Consider the following 21,106-nt stretch of genomic DNA (forward strand, 5'->3'; position numbering starts at 1 on the left):
CTATTCAAGATCAAAACGATGCCGTCTGAAAATTAAGTTTTCAGACGGCATATAGTCAATCCCCCAAATATAAATTACAATCTCCCCCATGACCTATTCAACAGACTTCCGCCAACTGGCCTTAGCCAAACTCGCCCAAGGCCTCTCCATCCGTCAAGTAGCCAAAGAGCTCGGCATCGGCAGCGATACCGTGTTCAAATGGAAAAAGAATCCCACTCCCAAAGGCTATCCCAAAGACAGAAAACCCCTCAAAATTACCAAAGAAGCACTGCTTAGAGACGTCGAACAATACCCCGATGCCTATTGCTACGAACGGGCACAACGGCTCAACTGTTCGACCAACGGCATCCACCAGGCATTGAAAAGATACGGAATCAGCCGAAAAAAAGACCAATAAACACCCCAAAGCAGATGTTCGGCTCAGAAAACGCTTTATCAGACTCAGACACCGTTTCCAACTGAAAGAACGTCCGATTGTTTGGTTGGACGAAAGCGGATTCAGAGCTTCCGTCCACCGTCCTTACGGTTATGCCCCAAAAGGCAGACGGTGTATTGATACCCATGACCGGCAGGGACGTAATCAGACTAATGCCATCGGTGCGCTGTATGATAATCAACTGTTTGCGGTCGGTTTGTTTGACTGTTCCATCAACAGCAGGATATTCGACACTTGGATCGAACAGTTACTGATCCCGCAACTGCCGCCCGAGAGTGTGGTGGTGATGGACAATGCGGCGTTTCATAAGGGTAAGGCAGAAGCCTTGCTGAAGGGAAAGGGGCATACCGTCCTATGGATGCCGCCGTACAGCCCCGACTTGAATCCCATCGAAAAGAAATGGGCTTGGTTAAAGGCGAGACGGAGAAAACTTGGGGTGGTGTCTGTGGATGAGTTGTTTAGGAGTGTTATTTAAATTCATGAGATTGACTATAGATGTGAAATTTAAAAAGTGTATTTGTCATTCCGATAAATGTCGGCATCCAGCTGGGAGGCTGCTTTCCCAAATGGTTTCTAAGATTGAACAATGGATTTAGACTTGCTTCGGGGTGGTGTAGCGGATTTGCGTAAGCTAATGGCGGTCAGGTTGCGTTTATGGTGAAACAACTCAAAAGCAATACAAGGTGGCAAGCCGAAGACGGTATGAGTATAGCAAGGCGAAGCCAATGATGTTGTGTTTGAGGTTATTCCACTATATACCGCTCACTTTAACCGTTCTCCGGATCACTCAATTCATCGGCGATGACTTCTGCCTGTTGTAATACGAAATCAATTGCTTCTTCTTGGCAATCGGGAGGATATTTGAAACTTTTCAGTATTCGTTTGACTTTGATACGGATTGTGGCACGGACGGCTTCTTTGTATTGCCAATCTATACTGACTGATTTCCGTAACAGAGCGGTAATTTCGTGTGCCAGCTTGAGCAGGGCGGCATCGCCCATGATTTCGGCGGCGCTGCTGTTTCGGGCGAGGGCATGGTAAAAAGCCAGTTCCGCAGGGCTCAAGCCCAACTGCTCGCCGTGCCGCATGCTTTCCTGGAAGGATTTTGCCATTTCCACCAGTTCGGTGATGATTTCAAATACCGTCAGATTGTGGTTGTGGTATTTGGCCATTGCCTCTTTGAGCTTTTCTTCAAACGATTTTTTTATCGCCAGATTGGCGGCGGCTTTGGTGCGGATTTCGCTTTTCAGATAACTTTCCGCCGCTAAAACCCATAAATCCTTGCTGTCGCTGTTGCGGAACATTTCCAGAAAATCTTCCGATAACACCGTAATATCCGGCCGCTCCTGCTTCAGCAAATCGAATAAATCGACCACGCCGTCAGAGTGAACAGCCTGATTCAACAGCGCAGCCAGTTGCAGCTGCCGCTTTTTCGGCCGGTTTTTACTGTCGATATGTTCCGCTTTGGCAATCGTTGCACGCACTGCATCGTAAAATGCCAGCTCCTGACGGTAGGGTTCGGCTTTTTTCAAAGCGCCGCATAACGAGAAACCTTTTTTTGCCAGCTGTACTGCCTGTAAAAATGCCGATTTTCTCGGTGTTTTATCTTTTCCGCTGACGACAGGCGACACTCTGTCCAACCCTAAAATATGGTTGGCGGTTTGGCGGATTGCCGTGAGTAGGGCGTTAGGGTCGGTCAGTTGCAAGGCCGTTTGAACATCGATTTTCCGACCTTCTACCGGTGTTGCCATCTGTCCTCGGATAATGTCGATATATTCGAGCATTTTATTAAAAATCTCATCAATATCATGTTTAACCTGGCTTTTGCCGCCTGCATTGGTATATTGACGGGTTGCCTGCTGCAATTCCTCCGTCAGCCCCACATAATCCACAATCAGCCCGCCGTTTTCACGGCTCTTGTTTTTAAACACACGGTTGACACGGGCAATCGCCTGCATCAGATTATGCCCCTGCATCGGCTTATCGATATACATCGTATGGCAACAGGGCGCATCAAATCCCGTCAGCCACATATCCCGCACAATCACAATTTTCAGCGGATCGTCAGCATCTTTAAAACGCTGTTCCAACACTTTCTTATCCTGTGCCGGATAAATATGCGGCCGCATTTCCTGCGGATCGCTTGCCGAACCCGTCATCATGATTTTAATGCTTCCCTGATGAACATCATCGCTGTGCCATTGCGGGCGCAGCTTGACAATTTCATTATAAAGATTCACGCAAATCATGCGGCTCATCGCCACCACCATCGCCTTGCCTTCCGCCAGCTCGGTACGTTTTTCAAAATGGCCGACCAAATCCTCGGCCAGCTTTTTCAGACGGCCTTGCGTCCCCATCAGCTGTTCCCGCAGGCGGAAATTCCGACTGTTTTCATCTTCATCGGCCAAGGCCTGCGCCTCACGCATCAGCCGCTGAAAATCCCCGCTTTCCTGAAGCGCAATCTGCCGGGCCTCATAAATAATCGGCACAGTCGCCCCGTCTTCCACCGCATCATGAATATCGTAAATCGACACATAGCGGCCGAATACCTCCTGAGTATCCTTATCCTCCAAACTGATCGGCGTACCCGTAAAACCGATAAACGAAGCATTCGGCAACGCATCGCGTAAATGCTTCGCATAGCCCGTGCGGTATTCCCCCTTATCATTGATTTTTTGCGCGAACCCATATTGCGAGCGGTGCGCCTCATCGCTGATCACCACAATATTATGCCGGTCATTCAACACAGGGTGCGCAGATTCCCCCTCAGCCAAACCGAATTTCTGAATCGTCGTGAATACCACACCGCCGGCGCCCCGTTTTGCCAAAGCCGCCCGCAAATCCTCCCGACCGTCCGCCTGCACCGGCATTTCACGAATCAAATCCGCCCCGCCCGAAAAAGTAGCAAACAGTTGGCCGTCCAAATCATTACGATCCGTTACCACCACAACCGTCGGATTGCCCAATGTCGGCTGCCGCATCAACTTTGCCGCATAAAACAGCATCGACAGCGATTTGCCCGACCCCTGCGTATGCCATACCACCCCGATTTTACCGTTGCCCGAACCCATCGCCGCCACCGTAGAATCCACCGCCTCATTTACCCCGTAAAACTGATGATAAGCTGCAATCTTCTTCTGCAGCAGCCCGTTGCCGCCCCGCTCGAACATCACAAACGAAAACACATAATCCAGCAGCGTTTCCGGCTTTAGCAGCCCGTAAAGCAGCGCCTCCAACTCATTTTCAAACGCCACCCTTCGGCTTTGGTTCTTCTCATCAACCACCCGCCACGGCATAAAACGGTTAAACGGCGCAGTCAGCGAACCCAAGCGGGCCGCCATGCCGTCTGAAACCACCTGAATCTGATTGTAAACAAACAAATCCCCGATTTCCTCCTGATACGTTTGAAGCTGCAAAAATGCACTTTCCAAATCCGCCTCTTCCCGCAGCGGATTTTTCAACTCAAACACCACCAGCGGCAAACCGTTGACAAAGCACACAATATCCGGCCGCCGCTTGCCCCGGCTGCCCGCAATCGAAAACTGATTCACCACATCAAAACGGTTGTTTGCCCAATCCCCGAAATCCACCAGACGCACAAAATCCCGTTTCTGCTCACCGTCTGCCTGATACACCGCCGGCACCCCGTGGCACAAATAATCATAAAAGCACCGGTTTTGCCCATTCAGCGAATCCCCCGCGACCCGCAGCACATCGCCCAGAGCCGCCTCGCATACCGCCGCCGGAATATCCGGATTCAGCCGCCGCACTTGCTCCGTCAATACCTCATGCAGTACCACATCAGCCGCCCGCTCCCGCCACGGATTTTCCCCATCGGGAACCACCGTCCGCCCGTCTGTATAACGCCAGCCTAAATCCTGCAAAGTCTGCAAACAAGCCTGCTCGATGGTATCCTCATTGATATTCAATATACCCATTTCCCGAACCCCAAAAATCAAAAAATCAAACCAGGCCGTCTGAAAATCGGAGTTATCGGTTTTTAGACGGCATCGATGACTGCTTAAAATCCTGTGTTAGCCGTTTGAGGGCGAAATCTGACAGCCTTCAGGTAGAAGGTGTTTTATAATTCGGTAACTTATCAATCAGCTTTTCAATAACTGACTGCATGTTTCCGCTGTCATCTTTTGCCGGATTTTTTAACAGTAATTCAGCGGGGTTTTCCCTTAATGTTTCCACACTTAATTTTAACAATAAGGTAATCATCTCTTTTTTCACTTCCTTATCGCCGACAAATGTCTGATCGTTAAACGATTGAGCATAATTCATATAAGATTTGGCAATTACTGCCTTATGCAGATAAGCCTGCTTTAATTTACGGTCTTCCTTGATTTGTGCCGATAAATGAAACAGCAGCCATACCGCAGGTACAGCAACGGATAATTTCAACATCAAAAACACAGATGAAGGTATGTCGCTATGGAAACCATAGCAAATCAACCATAAATTAAAGAACAGCAAACCAATTAAAACAGTATAGAAAGCGAGTTGTTTCCCGATAAGCCACAGTTTAATATTTTTATATTGTTGATTAAATTCATAATTGATATGTTTACTGGTATGTCTACCAAAAAAATCATCAGATTTTTCATTGATTCTCTTTTGAGCGGCCAAGATAGCCGTATTCATTTTTTCATCTAAAGCTTTGAAAAACGGTAAGCCATCGACATTCTCGAATATTTCGTCTAATGCTTCCAAGTGTTGGTGTAAGATTGCCTCATCTTTTTGATTAATTGGTAGCCATTCTTGTTGCCTTTGAATAACTGTTTCGATTTCATTAAGATGGGTTTGTACTTTGTCTGTGGATATCACCGCAGAGAGAACGGCAACATTAATAGATTGATTTATAGAATAAAATAAACTAGAAAGTTGTTCTTTAGTTTCATATTCTCTACATTGAAGTTCATCAAAACGGCGATATAGTTTTTTCCATTGCTCAACTATTGATTGGTGCATAATTCGATTTCTCCATTCAATAATTTAGGTAATAAAGTATCTCTTAAATTAGCAAGGATAATATTCTCTTGTTTAATCTGAAGGTTTTTATCAATGTATTGACTAACCATATTTTCAAATCGACTAAGAATTTCCCCGCATGGTAAAACAGTTTTCATACCGATAAAGGTTGATGAATTCAGGGAGTTTCGTGTTGAAGCTACTGAAGCTTGGGCTAAATACGCTTGAATTTTTTCCTGCGTAAAATAGCAACGTAAAAATTCCCTGATGTTTTCTTGTTTAGGTTCTATTTTTGCTAATGCGACATTGTATGCTCCTTTTATTCCATAACGGACTTTGCCGGCTTCTCCATATTTATCCATCAAAATATCTTTGGCTTCGCATAGCTTATTTCTTTTGGAAATAGGGATATAAGTCCTGTGGTTGTCATTTGAAAAATCACGATTTTGTACAAATCGTTCATATCCAGCTTGTTCTTCATAAATATGTTCCGATTTAGGCGGTTGTGAACCGCCGATAAATTCGAATAATTGGTTTAAATCCAAAACATTCCACCCCTTAGGCACTTCCCCGAATCCCTCTATTTCCTCTAATTCATCAGGAAAGGCTTGGGCGAGCTGTTCGAGTTGGCGGTAGTATTCGGGGTCGCTGTGCTGCCATTTGGCAAGCACGGTAGGGGATACGCCGGACAGGGTCTGCATGGCGGCGAGCAGCACCTGCCTGCCATCCGCCCCCGCTGCCCGTGCAGCCGCTTTGCTGCGCACAGGATCGAAATTGACAAACCAACTTTTAAACACCGTCTGCGCCATTTGTTCTAAGGTTTGATTGATTTCGGTGTTGAGTTGGATTTTTTCATTTAGTTTGAAATATTGATTAATATAGTTTCTCTGAATAGGAATAGGTGGAATATTTAATTTGAAATTAAGTATTGCCTTTTTATCTCCTCGGGGCATTTTAGTTCCTTTGGAAGAAACTACGGTGTAATTGATAAAATCCTCAGAGCAAATTAATAAATACAAATATTCGTTTAATAAAATATTTTCATTTTTACTTCTAATGACTAATACATCTGCGGAGCAGCCACCTGAAAATTGGGCGAACCATACTTTTTTGAAATAAGTTCTGATATTGGAAAATAAAATATCTCTTTCTTGGAAAGAATTGCAGCGGTCCATATCGGGTAATGCAGTAGCAATAGTTACCCCTCCAAGATTAGGAATCATATTCTCGGTGGATATGTATTGCTCTGTTTCTATTTCAGAAAGTGCAGTTTTTGTAGATATAAATTCAGCAATATCAGAAAAAGAGTATTCTTTCCATTTATTCATTTTCATTTACTTCACCGTTTCCTTTTGTTTGGTTGATGTGTCGATCCATATAGTTCATTAAAATATTTTTTATTTCTGACCATGCGTGGGTATGAATATCTTGGATTTGGTCGCTCTCATAGAATTCTAAATAGAGTTTTTTCAAATCAACCATATTGTTGATGGCAAAAGAGGAGATTTTTCCCATATGTTTTAGAGCGGTAATGAATAAATCCGGAACTTGTTTGGGATCTGCGCGGTATTTAATGTCTAATTTATCGGCAACCCAACATGAGAATACGGCATCCATTGCTCGGTTAAATTCCGGTTCGGCTTGACGTTCTCCAATAAAACCTAAATTTTTTAAGTTTTCTTTGATTTTCAATTCCAATTCGGAACTTTGGGTAAATTGCCGTGATAATTTGTCGGTTAATTCCTGCATTTTCTCGGCGAAATCCACCCCGTCATCTTCCTGTTCGGGCGTGCCGACATAGCGGCCGGGGGTAAGTACCCAGTCGTTTTCTTCGATTTTGGCAAGGTCGGCGGTGCAGCAGAAGGCGGGAATGTCCTGATAGCCGTTGTTTTGCTGCCAGTTGTGGTAGGTATCGGCAATTTTGGCAATGTCTTCGGGGTGGAAATCCCGCCGTTTGCGGTCTTTCATATAGCCGAGTTGGCGGGCGTCGATAAACAATACTTCGCCTTTGCGTTTTTTGGCTTTATTGAAAATCCAGATACAGGCGGGGATTTGGGTGTTGGCAAAAAGTTGGTTGGGTAGGGCAATCATGGCTTCGACTAAGTCGGCCTGCAGCAGGTTTTGGCGGATTTTGCCCTCGCCGTTGGTTTGGCTCGACATGGAACCGTTTGCCAATACTAAGCCGATTTTGCCGGTGGGCGAGAGGTGGTAGAGCATATGCTGTATCCAGGCAAAGTTGGCGTTGCCCTCGGGTGGCATGCCGTATTGCCAGCGAGGGTCTCCGGTCAGGCTTTCGTTCCACCATTCTTTGACGTTAAACGGTGGATTGGCCATGACGAAATCCATTTTTTTGTCGATATGCTGCGGGTTGGTGAAGCTGTCGGCATTTTGTTTGCCGAAGTCGAATTCTATGCCCCGAATGGCCATGTTCATGGCGGCCAGCCGCCAGGTAGTCGGGTTGTATTCCTGCCCGTAGATGGAAATATTGCTGACTTTGCCTTGATGGCTGCGGATAAATTTTTCGGTCTGCACGAAAAAGCCGCCCGATCCCATGGCGGGGTCGTAAACCCGTCCTTGATAGGGTTGGAGCATTTCGACAATCAGGCTGACGATGGCTTTGGGGGTGAAGTATTCGCCGCCTTTTTTGCCTTCTTCTTGGGCAAATTCGCCGAGAAAGTATTCGTAAACATGGCCGAGAATATCTTTGGCGGCCAGTGATACGGGTTTGCCGTTGAGGGTGGGTTTGTTGAAATCGGTGGTGGAAAAGAGGTTGAGCAGGCCGATCAGGGTGGCTTCGCTTACGCCGAAGCCGCTGATGCGCTGGATAATGTTTTTGAGTTTGGGATTTTCTTGTTCGATGGCGGCAAAGGCTTCGTCAATCAGGTTGGCTACGCCTCTGAATTTGCGGCCCCAAGGTAATTCTTTGCCGAGCGGATAGTGGGCGGCTTGTTTGAGGTTGTCCCAGCGGGCGGCGGCGGGTACCCAGAAGATATTGGCGGCGGCGTAGTAATCACGGTCTTCCAATTCGTCTGCCAGTGCTTGGGCGTAGGTTTCGGGTGTGTAGTCTTCAGGATCGAAATAGTATTCGGAATCGGGGTTTTGAAAGTCGGCGGCGAGCTTTTCCCGTAAGTCGCTGAAGCTGTCGGCGATATATTTGAGGAAGACGAAGCCTAAGACGATGTGTTTGTAGTTGGCGGCGTCGAGTTGGGATCGGAGTTTGTCGGCGGCGGCCCACAGGCGGCTGTCGAGTTCGTTTAAGAACTGTTGCTGTTCACTGTTTAATGCTTGGTGCTTGGTGCTTGGTGCTTGGTCATTATAACATATTCCTGTATTATTTTCAATTTAAAATCATGAGGTTGCTTTATTTTTGCAGTGTCAGGCCGTCTGAAAATCGGGATTGGTGGAAAGCGCATTTTTCAGACGGCCTGCGGGTAAGATATCCGGCTAATTGTAAAATGCCTGATTCAAATAGGGAAGACAGAGTGGCCGGCGTTGCGAAAAAAACAACGTTGCTGAAAAAATATGTGGCAAGTGTAGGTTTTTCTTGAAAACTTTTCTTAAGCTGTGATATAGTGTGGGGCTTGGTACATCCGTGCCAAGTTTTTATCTTTGTCCAAGGCGGGCCAATCGTAGCCTGCCCCTTTACTTAAAAGGAAAATAATCATGACTTTAGGTCTGGTTGGACGCAAAGTTGGTATGACTCGCGTGTTCGACGAACAGGGTGCTTCTGTTCCGGTAACTGTGTTGGATATGTCTGCTAACCGCGTTACACAAGTAAAATCCAAAGATACTGACGGCTACACTGCCGTTCAAGTTACCTTTGGTCAGAAAAAAGCAAACCGAGTAACCAAAGCCGAAGCTGGTCACTTTGCTAAAGCAGGTGTTGAAGCCGGTCGTGGTTTGATTGAATTTGCTTTAACTGAAGACAAATTGGCTGAGTTGAAAGCAGGCGATGAAATCGCTGTAACCATGTTTGAAGTGGGCCAATTGGTTGACGTAACCGGCACCTCTAAAGGTAAAGGTTTCTCTGGTACGATCAAACGTCATAACTTCGGTTCTCAACGTACTTCCCACGGTAACTCCCGTTCTCACCGTGTTCCCGGCTCTATCGGTATGGCACAAGACCCGGGTCGTGTGTTCCCCGGTAAACGCATGGCGGGTCAATACGGCAACACCAAAGCAACTGTTCAAAAACTGGAAGTTGTACGTGTTGATGCAGAACGCCAACTGCTGTTGGTAAAAGGTGCTGTTCCGGGTTCGGTTAACAGTGATGTTGTGGTACGTCCAAGCGTGAAAGTGGGTGCGTAATGGAATTAAAAGTAATTGACGCTAAAGGACAGGTTTCAGGAAGCTTGGCTGTTTCTGATGCTTTGTTTGCTCGCGAATACAATGAAGCTTTGGTTCACCAGCTGGTAACTGCTTTCTTGGCAAATGCCCGCTCAGGTAATCGTGCTCAGAAAACCCGTGCCGAAGTAAACCATTCAACTAAAAAACCATGGCGCCAAAAAGGTACCGGCCGTGCTCGTTCCGGTATGACCTCTTCTCCGCTGTGGCGTAAAGGTGGTCGTGCATTCCCGAACAAACCTGACGAAAATTTCACTCAAAAAGTGAACCGTAAAATGTACCGTGCTGGTATGGCGACCATCCTGTCGCAACTGGCTCGTGACGAACGTCTGTTTGCTATCGATGCATTGACTGCTGAAACTCCTAAAACTAAAGTGTTCGCCGAACAAGTGAAAAACTTAGGTTTTGAACAAGTGCTGTTTGTTACCAAGCAGTTGGACGAAAATGTTTATTTGGCTTCACGCAACTTGCCGAATGTACTGGTTTTGGAAGCACAACAAGTTGATCCTTACAGCTTGCTGCGCTACAAAAAAGTAATCATCACTAAAGATGCGGTTGCACAATTAGAGGAGCAATGGGTATGAATCAACAACGTTTGACTCAAGTGATTTTGGCACCTGTTGTTTCTGAAAAAAGCAACTTGTTGGCTGAAAAACGCAACCAAATGACGTTTAAAGTGTTGGCAAATGCAACTAAAACTGAAATCAAAGCAGCTGTTGAGCTGTTGTTCGGTGTTCAGGTTGCTGCTGTAACCACTGTTACCATCAAAGGTAAAACCAAACGTTTTGGTCGCACTTTGGGCCGTCGCAGCGATGTTAAAAAAGCTTATGTGAGCTTGGCTGCCGGTCAAGAGTTGGATTTGGAAGCCGCTGCTGCAGCTGCAGATAAGGAATAAGTAAAATGGCAATCGTTAAAATGAAGCCAACTTCTGCAGGCCGTCGCGGCATGGTTCGCGTGGTTGCAGAAGGTTTGCACAAAGGTGCACCTTATGCACCTCTGGTTGAAAAGAAAAATTCTACTGCCGGTCGTAACCATAATGGCCACATTACTACCCGCCACAAAGGCGGCGGCCATAAACACCACTACCGTGTAGTTGATTTCAAACGTAACAAAGACGGTATTCCTGCTAAAGTTGAGCGTATCGAATACGACCCTAACCGTACTGCATTCATCGCACTGCTGTGCTATGCAGACGGTGAACGTCGTTACATCATCGCTCCTCGCGGTATCCAAGCCGGTGCGGTTTTGGTATCCGGTGCAGAAGCTGCCATCAAAGTGGGTAACACTTTGCCGATCCGCAATATTCCGGTAGGTACAACCATTCACTGTATCGAAATGAAACCGGGCAAAGGTGCGCAAATCGCACGTTCTGCCGGTGCTTCAGCCGTATTGCTGGCAAAAGAAGGTATTTACGCTCAAGTTCGTCTGCGTTCAGGCGAAGTGCGTAAAATCCACGTTGATTGCCGCGCGACTATCGGTGAAGTGGGTAACGAAGAACAAAGCCTGAAGAAAATCGGTAAAGCCGGTGCTAACCGTTGGCGTGGTATTCGTCCTACCGTTCGTGGTGTCGTAATGAACCCTGTTGATCACCCTCATGGTGGTGGTGAAGGCCGTACCGGCGAAGCTCGCGAACCGGTTAGCCCATGGGGTACGCCTGCTAAAGGTTACCGCACTCGTAATAACAAACGCACGGATAATATGATTGTTCGTCGTCGTTACTCAAATAAAGGTTAATTAATATGGCTCGTTCATTGAAAAAAGGCCCATATGTAGACCTGCATTTGCTGAAAAAAGTAGATGCTGCTCGTGCAAGCAACGACAAACGCCCGATTAAAACTTGGTCGCGTCGTTCTACCATTTTGCCTGATTTTATCGGCCTGACTATCGCTGTTCACAACGGCCGCACTCATGTGCCTGTGTTTATCAGCGACAATATGGTTGGTCATAAATTGGGTGAGTTCTCATTGACCCGTACCTTTAAAGGCCACTTGGCTGATAAAAAGGCTAAAAAGAAATAAGGTGAATCATGAGAGTAAGTGCACAACATAAAAATGCCCGTATTTCAGCTCAAAAAGCTCGCTTGGTAGCTGATTTGATCCGTGGTAAAGACGTTGCCCAAGCGTTGAACATCTTGGCATTCAGCCCGAAAAAAGGCGCTGAATTGATTAAGAAGGTTCTGGAATCAGCCATCGCCAATGCAGAGCACAACAATGGTGCTGACATTGACGAACTGAAAGTGGTAACTATCTTTGTTGACAAAGGCCCTAGCTTGAAACGTTTCCAAGCTCGTGCCAAAGGTCGCGGTAACCGCATTGAAAAACAAACTTGTCATATCAATGTGACAGTGGGCAACTAAGGAAAAGCTATGGGACAAAAGATTAACCCTACAGGCTTTCGCCTGGCGGTAACTAAAGACTGGTCTTCTAAATGGTTTGCTAAAAGCAACGATTTTTCGACTGTATTGAAGCAAGACATCGATGTACGCAACTACCTGCGCGCCCGTTTGGCTAACGCTTCTGTTGGTCGTGTTGTAATTGAGCGTCCTGCAAAATCAGCTCGTATCACCATTTATTCTGCCCGTCCGGGTGTGGTAATCGGTAAAAAAGGCGAGGATATCGAGATTTTGAAACGTGACCTGCAAGCGCTGATGGGCGTGCCTGTTCATGTAAATATCGAAGAAATCCGCAAGCCTGAACTGGATGCGCAAATTATTGCCGACGGCATTGCGCAACAATTGGAAAAACGTGTTCAATTCCGCCGTGCAATGAAACGCTCTATGCAAAATGCAATGCGTGCCGGTGCGAAAGGCATCAAAATTATGACTTCAGGCCGTCTGAATGGTGCGGATATTGCCCGTAGCGAATGGTATCGTGAAGGCCGTGTGCCTTTGCATACTCTGCGTGCAAACGTGGCTTATGCGACCAGTGAGGCACACACTACTTATGGTGTGTTGGGTCTGAAAGTTTGGGTTTACACTGAAGGCAATGACAAGTCTGCAGCTAAACCTGAGCAAGAGAAGAAACAAAGAAAGGCAGGTGGTCGTCATGCTGCAGCCAACTAGACTGAAATACCGCAAACAGCACAAAGGCCGTAACACCGGTGTTGCCACCCGTGGCAATAAAGTCAGCTTCGGTGAATTTGGCTTGAAAGCTGTAGGTCGCGGTCGCTTGACTGCACGTCAAATTGAGGCGGCACGTCGTACAATGACCCGTCACATCAAACGTGGTGGTCGTATTTGGATTCGTGTATTCCCTGATAAACCGATTACTGAAAAACCTATTCAAGTTCGTATGGGTGGCGGTAAAGGTAACGTTGAATACTACGTTGCTGAAATTAAACCGGGCAAAGTATTGTACGAGATGGACGGTGTGCCTGAGGCATTGGCTCGCGAAGCCTTTGAATTGGCTGCTGCCAAGTTGCCTATTCCTACAACCTTTGTAGTAAGACAGGTAGGTTTGTAATGAAAGCAAATGAATTAAAAGACAAATCTGTTGAGCAGTTGAATGCCGATTTGCTGGATTTGTTGAAGGCTCAGTTTGGTTTGCGGATGCAAAATGCGACTGGTCAATTGGGCAAACCGAGTGAATTAAAACGAGTTCGTCGCGATATCGCTCGTATTAAAACCATTTTAACTGAAAAAGGTGCTAAGTAATGAGCGAAGCTAAAAATGTTCGTACTTTGCAAGGCAAAGTAGTCAGTGATAAAATGGATAAGACAGTTACTGTACTGGTTGAGCGTAAAGTGAAACACCCGTTATACGGTAAAATTATTCGTTTATCTACCAAAATCCATGCTCATGATGAGCAAAATCAATATGGCGTGGGTGATGTTGTAGTAATCGAAGAGTCGCGTCCATTGTCAAAAACTAAATCTTGGATTGTAAAAGAATTGGTTGAGAAAGCGCGTACTGTTTAATTTTTGATACAGTAATGCACTAATAGGAAACGAAGTATTGCAGCAAATTCGATTTGCGTGTAAACTTCGTTTCTTATCTTTCAGTCTCTTTCTGAAAGTTTCTTCCCTTCGGGATCCAAGACTGGTTTACTGGAACCGTGATGGTTTCATTTAATAAGCAGCAATTCATGTTGCGAGTTATTTGAAAATGGTAAATTAAGTTGGTTAATTTAAAGGTAATAACATGATTCAAATGCAGACCATCTTAGATGTGGCTGATAACTCTGGTGCACGTCGTGTGATGTGTATCAAAGTATTGGGCGGATCTAAGCGTCGCTACGCTTCGGTTGGCGATATTATTAAAGTTGCAGTAAAAGATGCTGCGCCTCGTGGCCGTGTTAAAAAAGGTGATGTATACAATGCAGTCGTTGTTCGTACTGCTAAAGGCGTTCGTCGTCCAGATGGCGCGTTGATTAAGTTTGATAACAATGCAGCAGTATTGTTGAATAATAAGCTTGAGCCTCTAGGTACCCGTATTTTTGGTCCAGTTACTCGTGAATTACGGACTGAACGTTTCATGAAAATTGTTTCATTGGCACCTGAAGTTTTATAAGGAAAAGAAGCGATGAACAAAATTATTAAAGGCGATAAAGTAGTCATTATTGCTGGTAAGGATAAAGGTAAGCAAGGTCAAGTAGTTTGCATTTTGGGTGATAAAATTGTTGTTGAAGGTGTAAACGTAGTAAAACGTCACCAAAAATCAAACCCTATGCGCGGTGTTGAGGGTGGCATTATTGCTAAAGAAATGCCTTTGGCAATTTCAAATGTTGCGATTTTAAATCCAGAAACCAATAAAGCTGATCGTGTTGGTATTAAATTGATTGAGAACGAAGGTAAAGTTAAGCGCGTTCGTTTCTTTAAATCTAATGGCTCTATCATCGGAGCATAAGGAGATATCATGGCTCGTTTGAGAGAGTATTATAAAGATACGGTAGTTCCTGAATTGGTAAAACAGTTCGGTTATAAATCCATTATGGAAGTTCCTCGTATTGAGAAAATTACCTTGAATATGGGTGTTGGTGAGGCTATAGCTGATAAAAAAGTAATGGAACATGCTGTATCAGATTTGGAAAAAATTGCTGGCCAAAAACCAGTGGTAACTGTTGCACGCAAGTCTATTGCGGGATTTAAAATTCGTGATAACTACCCTGTAGGTTGTAAAGTAACTTTACGTCGCGATCAAATGTTTGAATTCTTAGATCGTTTAGTTACTATTGCATTGCCTCGTGTACGTGACTTCCGTGGTGTGAATGGTAAGTCTTTTGATGGTCGTGGCAATTACAATATGGGTGTGCGTGAGCAAATCATTTTCCCGGAAATTGAATACGATAAAATTGATGCTTTGCGTGGTTTGAATATCACCATTACGACTACCGCCAAAACTGATGAAGAAGCGAAAGCTTTGTTATCTTTATTTAAATTTCCGTTCAAAGGTTAACCATGGCTAAGAAAGCACTTATTAATCGCGAGCTGAAACGTCAAGCTTTAGCGAAAAAATATGCAGCTAAGCGTGAAGAGATTTTTGCTGTTATTAATGATTCGAATGCTACTGATGAAGAGCGTTTCGAGGCTCGTTTGAAATTCCAAGCAATTCCGCGAAATGCAGCGCCTGTGCGCCAACGCCGCCGTTGTGCGTTAACAGGTCGTCCTCGTGGCACTTTCCGTAAATTCGGTTTGGGTCGTATTAAAATCCGTGAAATCGCTATGCGTGGCGAAATTCCGGGTGTTGTTAAAGCTAGCTGGTAATAGGAGTATTAATAATGAGTATGCATGATCCTATTTCCGATATGTTGACTCGAATCCGCAATGCGCAACGTGCAAATAAAGCAGTTGTGGCAATGCCGTCTTCAAAATTAAAATGTGCAATTGCTAAAGTTTTGAAAGAAGAAGGTTACATTGAGGATTTTACGGTTTCTGCTGATGCAAAACCAGTATTGGAAATTCAACTGAAATACTATGCAGGTCGCCCTGTTATTGAGCAAATTAAACGTGTTTCACGTCCTGGTTTGCGTATTTATAAAGCTTCTAGCGAGATTCCAAGTGTTATGAATGGCTTGGGTGTTGCTATTGTAAGTACTTCTAAGGGTGTAATGACTGACCGTAAAGCTCGTGCTGCAGGCGTGGGTGGTGAGTTGTTGTGCATCGTTGCCTAGTGGAGAATTATAAATGTCACGCGTAGCTAAAAATCCAGTGACTGTTCCTGCTGGTGTAGAAGTAAAATTCGGAACAGACGCATTGGTTGTTAAAGGCAAAAATGGCGAATTGTCATTTCCTTTGAATTCTGATGTCGTTATTAAATTAGAAGACGGTGTGTTAACTTTTGCTGCGGCAAACAATACCAAGCAAGCAAATGCAATGTCTGGTACTGCCCGTGCGTTGGTTAATAACATGGTTAAAGGTGTTTCTGAAGGTTTTGAGAAAAAGCTTCAATTAATTGGTGTGGGTTATCGTGCTCAAGCTCAAGGCAAAACTTTGAACTTGTCTTTGGGTTTTTCTCATCCAATCGTTTACGAAATGCCTGAAGGTGTTTCTGTTCAAACTCCTAGTCAAACTGAAATCGTATTGACTGGTGCGAATAAACAGACTGTTGGTCAAGTTGCTGCTGAAATTCGCGCATTCCGTTCTCCTGAGCCTTATAAAGGTAAAGGTGTGCGTTATGCAGGTGAAGTGGTGGTGATGAAAGAAGCCAAGAAAAAATAATTGAGGTTCACTAATGAATAAATATGCAACCCGACTCCGTCGTGCACGCAAAACCCGTGCCCGTATCGCGGACTTGAAAATGGTAAGATTATGTGTGTTCCGTACCAATAATCATATTTATGCTCAAGTAATTAGTGCTGAAGGTGATAAAGTATTGGCTCAAGCCTCTACCTTGGAATCTGAAGTACGTAGTAGCTTAAAATCAGGCAGCAATGTTGAAGCGGCTGCATTGATTGGCAAACGTATTGCAGAAAAAGCAAAAGCAGCAGGTGTAGAGAAAGTTGCTTTTGACCGTTCTGGTTTCCAATATCACGGCCGTGTAAAAGCATTAGCTGAAGCTGCTCGTGAAAATGGTTTAAGCTTCTAATATTTGGAGTCTTTCAGATGGCAAAACATGAAATTGAAGAACGCGGTGACGGCTTAATCGAAAAAATGGTCGCCGTAAACCGTGTAACAAAAGTCGTTAAGGGCGGTCGTATTATGGCTTTCTCTGCGCTAACTGTAGTAGGTGATGGTGATGGTCGCATCGGTATGGGCAAAGGTAAGTCTAAAGAAGTGCCTGTAGCCGTTCAAAAAGCAATGGATCAGGCTCGTCGCTCTATGATTAAAGTACCTTTGAAAAACGGTACGATTCATCATGAAGTAATTGGTCGTCATGGTGCTACCCGTGTATTTATGCAACCTGCAAAAGAAGGTAGTGGTGTAAAAGCCGGTGGTCCAATGCGTTTGGTATTTGATGCGATGGGCATCCATAACATCTCTGCTAAAGTACATGGTTCTACCAACCCTTACAACATTGTACGCGCTACATTAGACGGCTTATCAAAATTATATACTCCTGCTGATATTGCTGCTAAACGTGGTTTGACAGTAGAAGATATTTTAGGAGCTGGTTATGACTGAGCAGAAAAAAATCAAAGTTACTTTGGCTAAAAGCTTGATTGGTACTATTGAATCTCACCGTGCTTGTGCACGTGGCTTGGGTTTACGTCGTCGTGAGCATACCGTTGAGATTTTGGATACCCCTGAAAACCGTGGTATGATTAATAAAATCAGCTACTTGTTGAAAGTGGAGTCTTAATATATGTTTTTGAATACTATCCGACCAGCTGAAGGTGCAACCTGTTCAGCACGTCGCGTTGGTCGTGGCATTGGTAGTGGTTTAGGTAAAACCGGTGGTCGTGGCCATAAAGGCCAAAAGAGTCGTTCTGGTGGCTTTCATAAAGTGGGCTTTGAAGGCGGTCAAATGCCATTGCAACGCCGTTTGCCTAAGCGTGGCTTCAAATCTTTAACTGCTTCATCAAATGCAGAAGTACGTTTAAGTGAGTTAGCCTTGGTTGCAGTATCAGAAATCGACTTGTTGGTATTGAAACAGGCAGGTCTGGTTCCTGCAAATGCTGCTAACGTAAAAGTAATTGCTTCTGGTGGAGTTTCAAAAGCCGTTACTTTAAAAGGCATTAAGGCAACTAAAGGCGCACGAGCAGCAATCGAAGCTGCTGGTGGTAAAGTTGAAGAATAAGGCTTAAATTACAGTGGCTGGTCAACAATCTTCCTCAGGTTTATCTAAATTTGGAGACTTGAAAAAGCGTCTATTGTTCTTAATTGGGGCATTGGTCGTTTTCCGTATTGGTGCTCATATTCCAGTGCCGGGTGTAGATGCTGTTGCATTAGCTAAATTATACGAAAGCGCTGGAAACGGTATTTTGGGAATGTTAAATATGTTCTCAGGAGGTTCGTTGGAGCGCTTTAGTATATTTGCAATCGGTATCATGCCGTATATTTCAGCTTCGATTATTGTGCAGCTTGCTTCTGAAATTCTGCCTTCCTTAAAGGCTTTGAAAAAAGAAGGCGAAGCTGGTCGTAAAATTATTACGAAATACACGCGGTATGGTACTGTGTTGCTGGCTATTCTGCAAAGTTTTGGTGTAGCAACCTTTGTTTTTCAACAAGGTATTGTCGTTGCAAATCAGTTAGAATTTTACATCTCAACAGTAGTATGTTTGGTTACCGGTACCATGTTCTTGATGTGGTTGGGGGAGCAAATTACTGAAAGAGGTATTGGCAACGGTATTTCATTGATTATTACTGCAGGTATTGCCGCCGGTATTCCGGCCGGGCTCCTGCAGCTCTGGACATTAACCAATCAAGGTGCAATGAGTATGTTGATGGCAGTGTCTATTGTAATCGGTGCATTGTTGCTGATTTATATTGTGGTTTATTTTGAAAGTGCGCAGCGTAAAATTCCTGTTCATTATGCCAAACGACAGTTTGGCCATGTGAGGCAAGGCCAAAATACGCACATGCCTTTCAAATTAAATATGGCTGGGGTTATTCCGCCAATTTTTGCTTCCAGTATTATTTTGTTCCCTTCTACCTTACTAAGCTGGTTTGGGTCAAACAATACGGACAGTATGTTACACAAAGTTGCTGCCATGCTCCAACATGGTCAACCGCTTTATATTCTGATATTTGCAGCAACGATTATTTTCTTCTGTTATTTTTATACGGCATTGGTATTCAGCCCGAAAGAAATGGCCGAGAATTTGAAAAAGAGTGGGGCTTTTGTACCAGGTATTCGCCCAGGTGATCAAACCTCTAGATACTTAGAGAAGGTAGTATTGCATTTAACCCTTTTTGGTGCTTTATACATTACCATCATCTGTTTGATTCCTGAATTCTTAACGACTGCATTAAATGTACCTTTCTATTTGGGTGGTACTTCGCTATTAATTTTGGTTGTGGTAACGATGGATTTTAGTACACAAATTAACTCTTATCGTATGACCCAGCAATATGAAAGCCTAATGAATCGTCCCGATATGAAATCATTATCACGTAAGTAAGACTATGGCTAAAGAAGATACCATACAAATGCAAGGCGAAATTCTTGAAACTTTGCCGAATGCAACATTCAAAGTTAAACTTGAGAATGACCATGTGGTTTTAGGTCATATTTCTGGAAAAATGCGGATGCACTACATTCGAATTTCTCCAGGAGATAAGGTAACCGTTGAATTGACGCCTTATGATTTAACCCGTGCTCGTATCGTATTCAGAGCAAGATAGACTGTATAAAGGAAAAAAAATGCGTGTACAACCTTCTGTAAAGAAAATTTGCCGTAACTGCAAAATTATTCGTCGTAATCGCGTAGTTCGTGTGATTTGTACTGATCCACGTCACAAACAACGTCAAGGTTAAGAGAGTTTATTTCTCTTAATTTGATTTTGTGGTATAGTGACACACTTTGCCCTAAAAGGAAAAAATATGGCTCGTATTGCAGGGGTAAATATCCCTAATAATGCCCATATCGTTATTGGCTTGCAAGCTATTTACGGTATTGGTGCGACTCGTGCTAAATTGATTTGCGAGGCTGCAAATATTGCTCCTACCGTAAAAGCAAAAGATTTGGACGAGGCTCAATTGGACGCCTTGCGTGAGCAAGTTGCTAAATATGAAGTTGAAGGTGACTTGCGTCGTGAGGTAACAATGAGCATTAAACGATTGATGGATATGGGTTGCTATCGCGGCTTCCGTCATCGTCGTGGCTTACCTTGTCGCGGTCAACGCACTCGCACAAATGCACGTACCCGTAAAGGTCCGCGCAAAGCGATTGCCGGTAAGAAATAATTTTTAAGGAAATTGATTAATGGCTAAAGCAAACACAGCTTCGCGTGTACGTAAAAAAGTACGTAAAACCGTAAGCGAAGGTATTGTGCATGTTCATGCATCTTTTAACAATACCATCATTACAATCACTGACCGTCAAGGCAATGCATTGTCTTGGGCTACCTCTGGCGGCGCTGGTTTTAAAGGTTCACGTAAGAGTACACCATTTGCAGCTCAAGTAGCTGCAGAAGCAGCTGGTAAAGTTGCCCAAGAGTATGGCGTTAAAAATTTAGAGGTTCGCATTAAAGGCCCGGGCCCAGGTCGCGAATCTTCTGTACGTGCGCTCAATGCTCTTGGTTTCAAGATTACCAGCATTACTGACGTTACCCCGTTGCCTCATAACGGTTGCCGTCCACCTAAAAAACGTCGTATTTAATATTGGAGTGATTTGAAATATGGCACGTTATATTGGCCCTAAATGTAAATTAGCACGCCGTGAAGGTACAGATCTGTTTTTGAAGAGTGCACGCCGCTCTTTAGAGTCAAAATGTAAAATGGATTCTGCACCAGGTCAACACGGTGCTAAAAAACCACGTTTATCAGACTACGGTCTGCAATTACGTGAAAAACAAAAAATCCGTCGTATTTACGGCGTATTAGAACGTCAATTCCGTCGTTATTTTGCAGAAGCTTCACGCCGTAAAGGTTCTACCGGTGAGTTGTTGCTGCAATTATTGGAATCTCGTTTAGACAATGTTGTATATCGCATGGGCTTCGGTTCTACCCGTGCAGAAGCCCGTCAATTGGTTTCTCACAAAGCGATTACCGTTAACGGACAAGTTGTGAATATCCCTTCTTTTCAAGTTAAAGCCGGTGATGTTGTAGCTATCCGCGAGAAAGCTAAAAAACAAGTACGTATCCAAGAAGCTTTGAGCTTGGCAATTCAAATTGGTTTGCCTAGCTGGGTTTCAGTTGATGCAGATAAATTGGAAGGTGTATTCAAAAATATGCCGGATCGCTCAGAATTAACTGGCGATATTAATGAACAGCTGGTGGTAGAGTTCTACTCTAAATAATGCTAGCTCAGTGAG

At 44.4% G+C, this 21,106-nt stretch carries 32 protein-coding genes; 28 read left to right on the forward strand and 4 right to left on the reverse strand.

Annotated features, from left to right (window positions below):
* The first annotated feature begins 88 nt into the window (after positions 1-88).
* Together H4O27_RS00610 and H4O27_RS00615 are read left to right on the forward strand one after the other, a co-directional pair.
* Entirely contained in the window at positions 89-397 is a 309-nt protein-coding gene (locus H4O27_RS00610; protein WP_165011108.1) for an IS630 transposase-related protein, read from the forward strand.
* 37 nt (positions 398-434) lie between these two features.
* Positions 435-911: an IS630 family transposase gene (locus H4O27_RS00615; RefSeq protein ID WP_226883464.1), complete on the forward strand. Its 477-nt coding sequence runs from the start codon at positions 435-437 to the stop codon at positions 909-911.
* Positions 912-1,203: 292 nt separating this feature from the next.
* On the opposite strand, the gene H4O27_RS00620 is transcribed toward H4O27_RS00615, so the two are convergent.
* The 4 genes from H4O27_RS00620 to H4O27_RS00635 all read right to left on the reverse strand — a co-directional run bounded on the left by H4O27_RS00620 (position 1,204) and on the right by H4O27_RS00635 (position 8,752).
* Positions 1,204-4,374 (reverse strand): type I restriction endonuclease subunit R, encoded by a 3,171-nt coding sequence (locus H4O27_RS00620; RefSeq protein WP_193004293.1) that lies wholly within the window; start codon positions 4,372-4,374, stop codon positions 1,204-1,206.
* Positions 4,375-4,501: 127 nt separating this feature from the next.
* The gene (locus tag H4O27_RS00625) at positions 4,502-5,410 is read right to left on the reverse strand and encodes a hypothetical protein (protein WP_165010595.1); all 909 of its coding nucleotides are present in this window, start codon (positions 5,408-5,410) and stop codon (positions 4,502-4,504) included.
* Positions 5,395-6,738, reverse strand: a complete 1,344-nt coding sequence (locus H4O27_RS00630; protein ID WP_165010593.1) for a restriction endonuclease subunit S — start codon at positions 6,736-6,738, stop codon at positions 5,395-5,397. Before H4O27_RS00630 ends, H4O27_RS00625 begins: the two co-directional genes overlap by 16 nt.
* Positions 6,731-8,752, reverse strand: a complete 2,022-nt coding sequence (locus H4O27_RS00635; RefSeq protein ID WP_308806045.1) for a class I SAM-dependent DNA methyltransferase — start codon at positions 8,750-8,752, stop codon at positions 6,731-6,733. Before H4O27_RS00635 ends, H4O27_RS00630 begins: the two co-directional genes overlap by 8 nt.
* A 321-nt stretch (positions 8,753-9,073) precedes the next feature.
* Between H4O27_RS00635 and rplC the strand changes: the two genes are divergently transcribed.
* From rplC to rpsD, 26 genes are all read left to right on the forward strand, one after another.
* A complete protein-coding gene (gene rplC, locus H4O27_RS00640) occupies positions 9,074-9,718 on the forward strand; it encodes a 50S ribosomal protein L3 (RefSeq protein ID WP_165010591.1) in 645 nt (214 codons plus the stop codon).
* A complete protein-coding gene (gene rplD / locus H4O27_RS00645; protein ID WP_165010589.1) occupies positions 9,718-10,338 on the forward strand; it encodes a 50S ribosomal protein L4 in 621 nt (206 codons plus the stop codon). Before rplC ends, rplD begins: the two co-directional genes overlap by 1 nt.
* Positions 10,335-10,649, forward strand: coding sequence for a 50S ribosomal protein L23 (gene rplW, locus H4O27_RS00650; protein ID WP_193004295.1), 315 nt, complete (start codon positions 10,335-10,337; stop codon positions 10,647-10,649). Before rplD ends, rplW begins: the two co-directional genes overlap by 4 nt.
* A gap of 5 nt (positions 10,650-10,654) precedes the next feature.
* On the forward strand, positions 10,655-11,488 hold the full coding sequence (rplB, locus tag H4O27_RS00655; RefSeq protein WP_165010584.1) for a 50S ribosomal protein L2: 834 nt from the start codon (positions 10,655-10,657) through the stop codon (positions 11,486-11,488).
* 5 nt (positions 11,489-11,493) lie between these two features.
* The gene (gene rpsS, locus H4O27_RS00660) at positions 11,494-11,772 is read left to right on the forward strand and encodes a 30S ribosomal protein S19 (RefSeq protein ID WP_002215422.1); all 279 of its coding nucleotides are present in this window, start codon (positions 11,494-11,496) and stop codon (positions 11,770-11,772) included.
* An 8-nt stretch (positions 11,773-11,780) separates the two neighbouring features.
* The gene (rplV, locus tag H4O27_RS00665) at positions 11,781-12,110 is read left to right on the forward strand and encodes a 50S ribosomal protein L22 (protein ID WP_003749277.1); all 330 of its coding nucleotides are present in this window, start codon (positions 11,781-11,783) and stop codon (positions 12,108-12,110) included.
* Positions 12,111-12,119: 9 nt separating this feature from the next.
* A complete protein-coding gene (rpsC, locus tag H4O27_RS00670; RefSeq protein ID WP_165010581.1) occupies positions 12,120-12,815 on the forward strand; it encodes a 30S ribosomal protein S3 in 696 nt (231 codons plus the stop codon).
* Positions 12,799-13,215: a 50S ribosomal protein L16 gene (gene rplP / locus H4O27_RS00675; protein ID WP_165010579.1), complete on the forward strand. Its 417-nt coding sequence runs from the start codon at positions 12,799-12,801 to the stop codon at positions 13,213-13,215. The genes rpsC and rplP overlap by 17 nt, the downstream gene beginning before the upstream one ends.
* Positions 13,215-13,406 carry a 50S ribosomal protein L29 gene (rpmC, locus tag H4O27_RS00680; protein WP_019272314.1) on the forward strand — a complete coding sequence of 64 codons (192 nt, stop codon included), beginning with the start codon at positions 13,215-13,217 and terminating at the stop codon, positions 13,404-13,406. Before rplP ends, rpmC begins: the two co-directional genes overlap by 1 nt.
* Complete coding sequence (rpsQ, locus tag H4O27_RS00685; protein ID WP_165010577.1) at positions 13,406-13,669, forward strand: 30S ribosomal protein S17; 264 nt, start codon at positions 13,406-13,408, stop codon at positions 13,667-13,669. The genes rpmC and rpsQ overlap by 1 nt, the downstream gene beginning before the upstream one ends.
* A gap of 223 nt (positions 13,670-13,892) precedes the next feature.
* Positions 13,893-14,261: a 50S ribosomal protein L14 gene (gene rplN, locus H4O27_RS00690; RefSeq protein ID WP_002215434.1), complete on the forward strand. Its 369-nt coding sequence runs from the start codon at positions 13,893-13,895 to the stop codon at positions 14,259-14,261.
* Between the two features lie 12 nt (positions 14,262-14,273).
* Positions 14,274-14,597: a 50S ribosomal protein L24 gene (gene rplX, locus H4O27_RS00695; protein WP_165010575.1), complete on the forward strand. Its 324-nt coding sequence runs from the start codon at positions 14,274-14,276 to the stop codon at positions 14,595-14,597.
* Between the two features lie 9 nt (positions 14,598-14,606).
* On the forward strand, positions 14,607-15,146 hold the full coding sequence (gene rplE, locus H4O27_RS00700; RefSeq protein ID WP_165010573.1) for a 50S ribosomal protein L5: 540 nt from the start codon (positions 14,607-14,609) through the stop codon (positions 15,144-15,146).
* 2 nt (positions 15,147-15,148) lie between these two features.
* Entirely contained in the window at positions 15,149-15,454 is a 306-nt protein-coding gene (gene rpsN / locus H4O27_RS00705; protein ID WP_095502535.1) for a 30S ribosomal protein S14, read from the forward strand.
* Between the two features lie 14 nt (positions 15,455-15,468).
* On the forward strand, positions 15,469-15,861 hold the full coding sequence (gene rpsH, locus H4O27_RS00710; RefSeq protein WP_165010571.1) for a 30S ribosomal protein S8: 393 nt from the start codon (positions 15,469-15,471) through the stop codon (positions 15,859-15,861).
* A 13-nt stretch (positions 15,862-15,874) separates the two neighbouring features.
* Positions 15,875-16,408: a 50S ribosomal protein L6 gene (rplF, locus tag H4O27_RS00715; RefSeq protein ID WP_165010569.1), complete on the forward strand. Its 534-nt coding sequence runs from the start codon at positions 15,875-15,877 to the stop codon at positions 16,406-16,408.
* A 13-nt stretch (positions 16,409-16,421) separates the two neighbouring features.
* Entirely contained in the window at positions 16,422-16,775 is a 354-nt protein-coding gene (rplR, locus tag H4O27_RS00720; RefSeq protein WP_165010567.1) for a 50S ribosomal protein L18, read from the forward strand.
* A 17-nt stretch (positions 16,776-16,792) separates the two neighbouring features.
* A complete protein-coding gene (gene rpsE, locus H4O27_RS00725) occupies positions 16,793-17,311 on the forward strand; it encodes a 30S ribosomal protein S5 (RefSeq protein ID WP_165010565.1) in 519 nt (172 codons plus the stop codon).
* Entirely contained in the window at positions 17,304-17,489 is a 186-nt protein-coding gene (rpmD, locus tag H4O27_RS00730) for a 50S ribosomal protein L30 (RefSeq protein ID WP_165010563.1), read from the forward strand. The genes rpsE and rpmD overlap by 8 nt, the downstream gene beginning before the upstream one ends.
* Positions 17,490-17,492: 3 nt before the next feature.
* Entirely contained in the window at positions 17,493-17,927 is a 435-nt protein-coding gene (gene rplO, locus H4O27_RS00735; protein WP_165010561.1) for a 50S ribosomal protein L15, read from the forward strand.
* Between the two features lie 13 nt (positions 17,928-17,940).
* Positions 17,941-19,251 carry a preprotein translocase subunit SecY gene (secY, locus tag H4O27_RS00740; RefSeq protein WP_165010558.1) on the forward strand — a complete coding sequence of 437 codons (1,311 nt, stop codon included), beginning with the start codon at positions 17,941-17,943 and terminating at the stop codon, positions 19,249-19,251.
* Positions 19,252-19,255: 4 nt separating this feature from the next.
* On the forward strand, positions 19,256-19,474 hold the full coding sequence (gene infA, locus H4O27_RS00745; protein ID WP_003684714.1) for a translation initiation factor IF-1: 219 nt from the start codon (positions 19,256-19,258) through the stop codon (positions 19,472-19,474).
* 19 nt (positions 19,475-19,493) lie between these two features.
* Positions 19,494-19,607 carry a 50S ribosomal protein L36 gene (gene rpmJ / locus H4O27_RS00750; protein WP_003697674.1) on the forward strand — a complete coding sequence of 38 codons (114 nt, stop codon included), beginning with the start codon at positions 19,494-19,496 and terminating at the stop codon, positions 19,605-19,607.
* A gap of 66 nt (positions 19,608-19,673) precedes the next feature.
* The gene (gene rpsM / locus H4O27_RS00755) at positions 19,674-20,036 is read left to right on the forward strand and encodes a 30S ribosomal protein S13 (RefSeq protein WP_095502541.1); all 363 of its coding nucleotides are present in this window, start codon (positions 19,674-19,676) and stop codon (positions 20,034-20,036) included.
* A 19-nt stretch (positions 20,037-20,055) separates the two neighbouring features.
* On the forward strand, positions 20,056-20,451 hold the full coding sequence (gene rpsK / locus H4O27_RS00760) for a 30S ribosomal protein S11 (RefSeq protein ID WP_002216249.1): 396 nt from the start codon (positions 20,056-20,058) through the stop codon (positions 20,449-20,451).
* Positions 20,452-20,470: 19 nt separating this feature from the next.
* Positions 20,471-21,091 carry a 30S ribosomal protein S4 gene (gene rpsD, locus H4O27_RS00765; protein WP_165010556.1) on the forward strand — a complete coding sequence of 207 codons (621 nt, stop codon included), beginning with the start codon at positions 20,471-20,473 and terminating at the stop codon, positions 21,089-21,091.
* Positions 21,092-21,106 lie beyond the last annotated feature (15 nt).

The sequence above is a fragment of the Neisseria yangbaofengii genome, from assembly GCF_014898075.1.
GTDB lineage: Bacteria > Pseudomonadota > Gammaproteobacteria > Burkholderiales > Neisseriaceae > Neisseria > Neisseria yangbaofengii.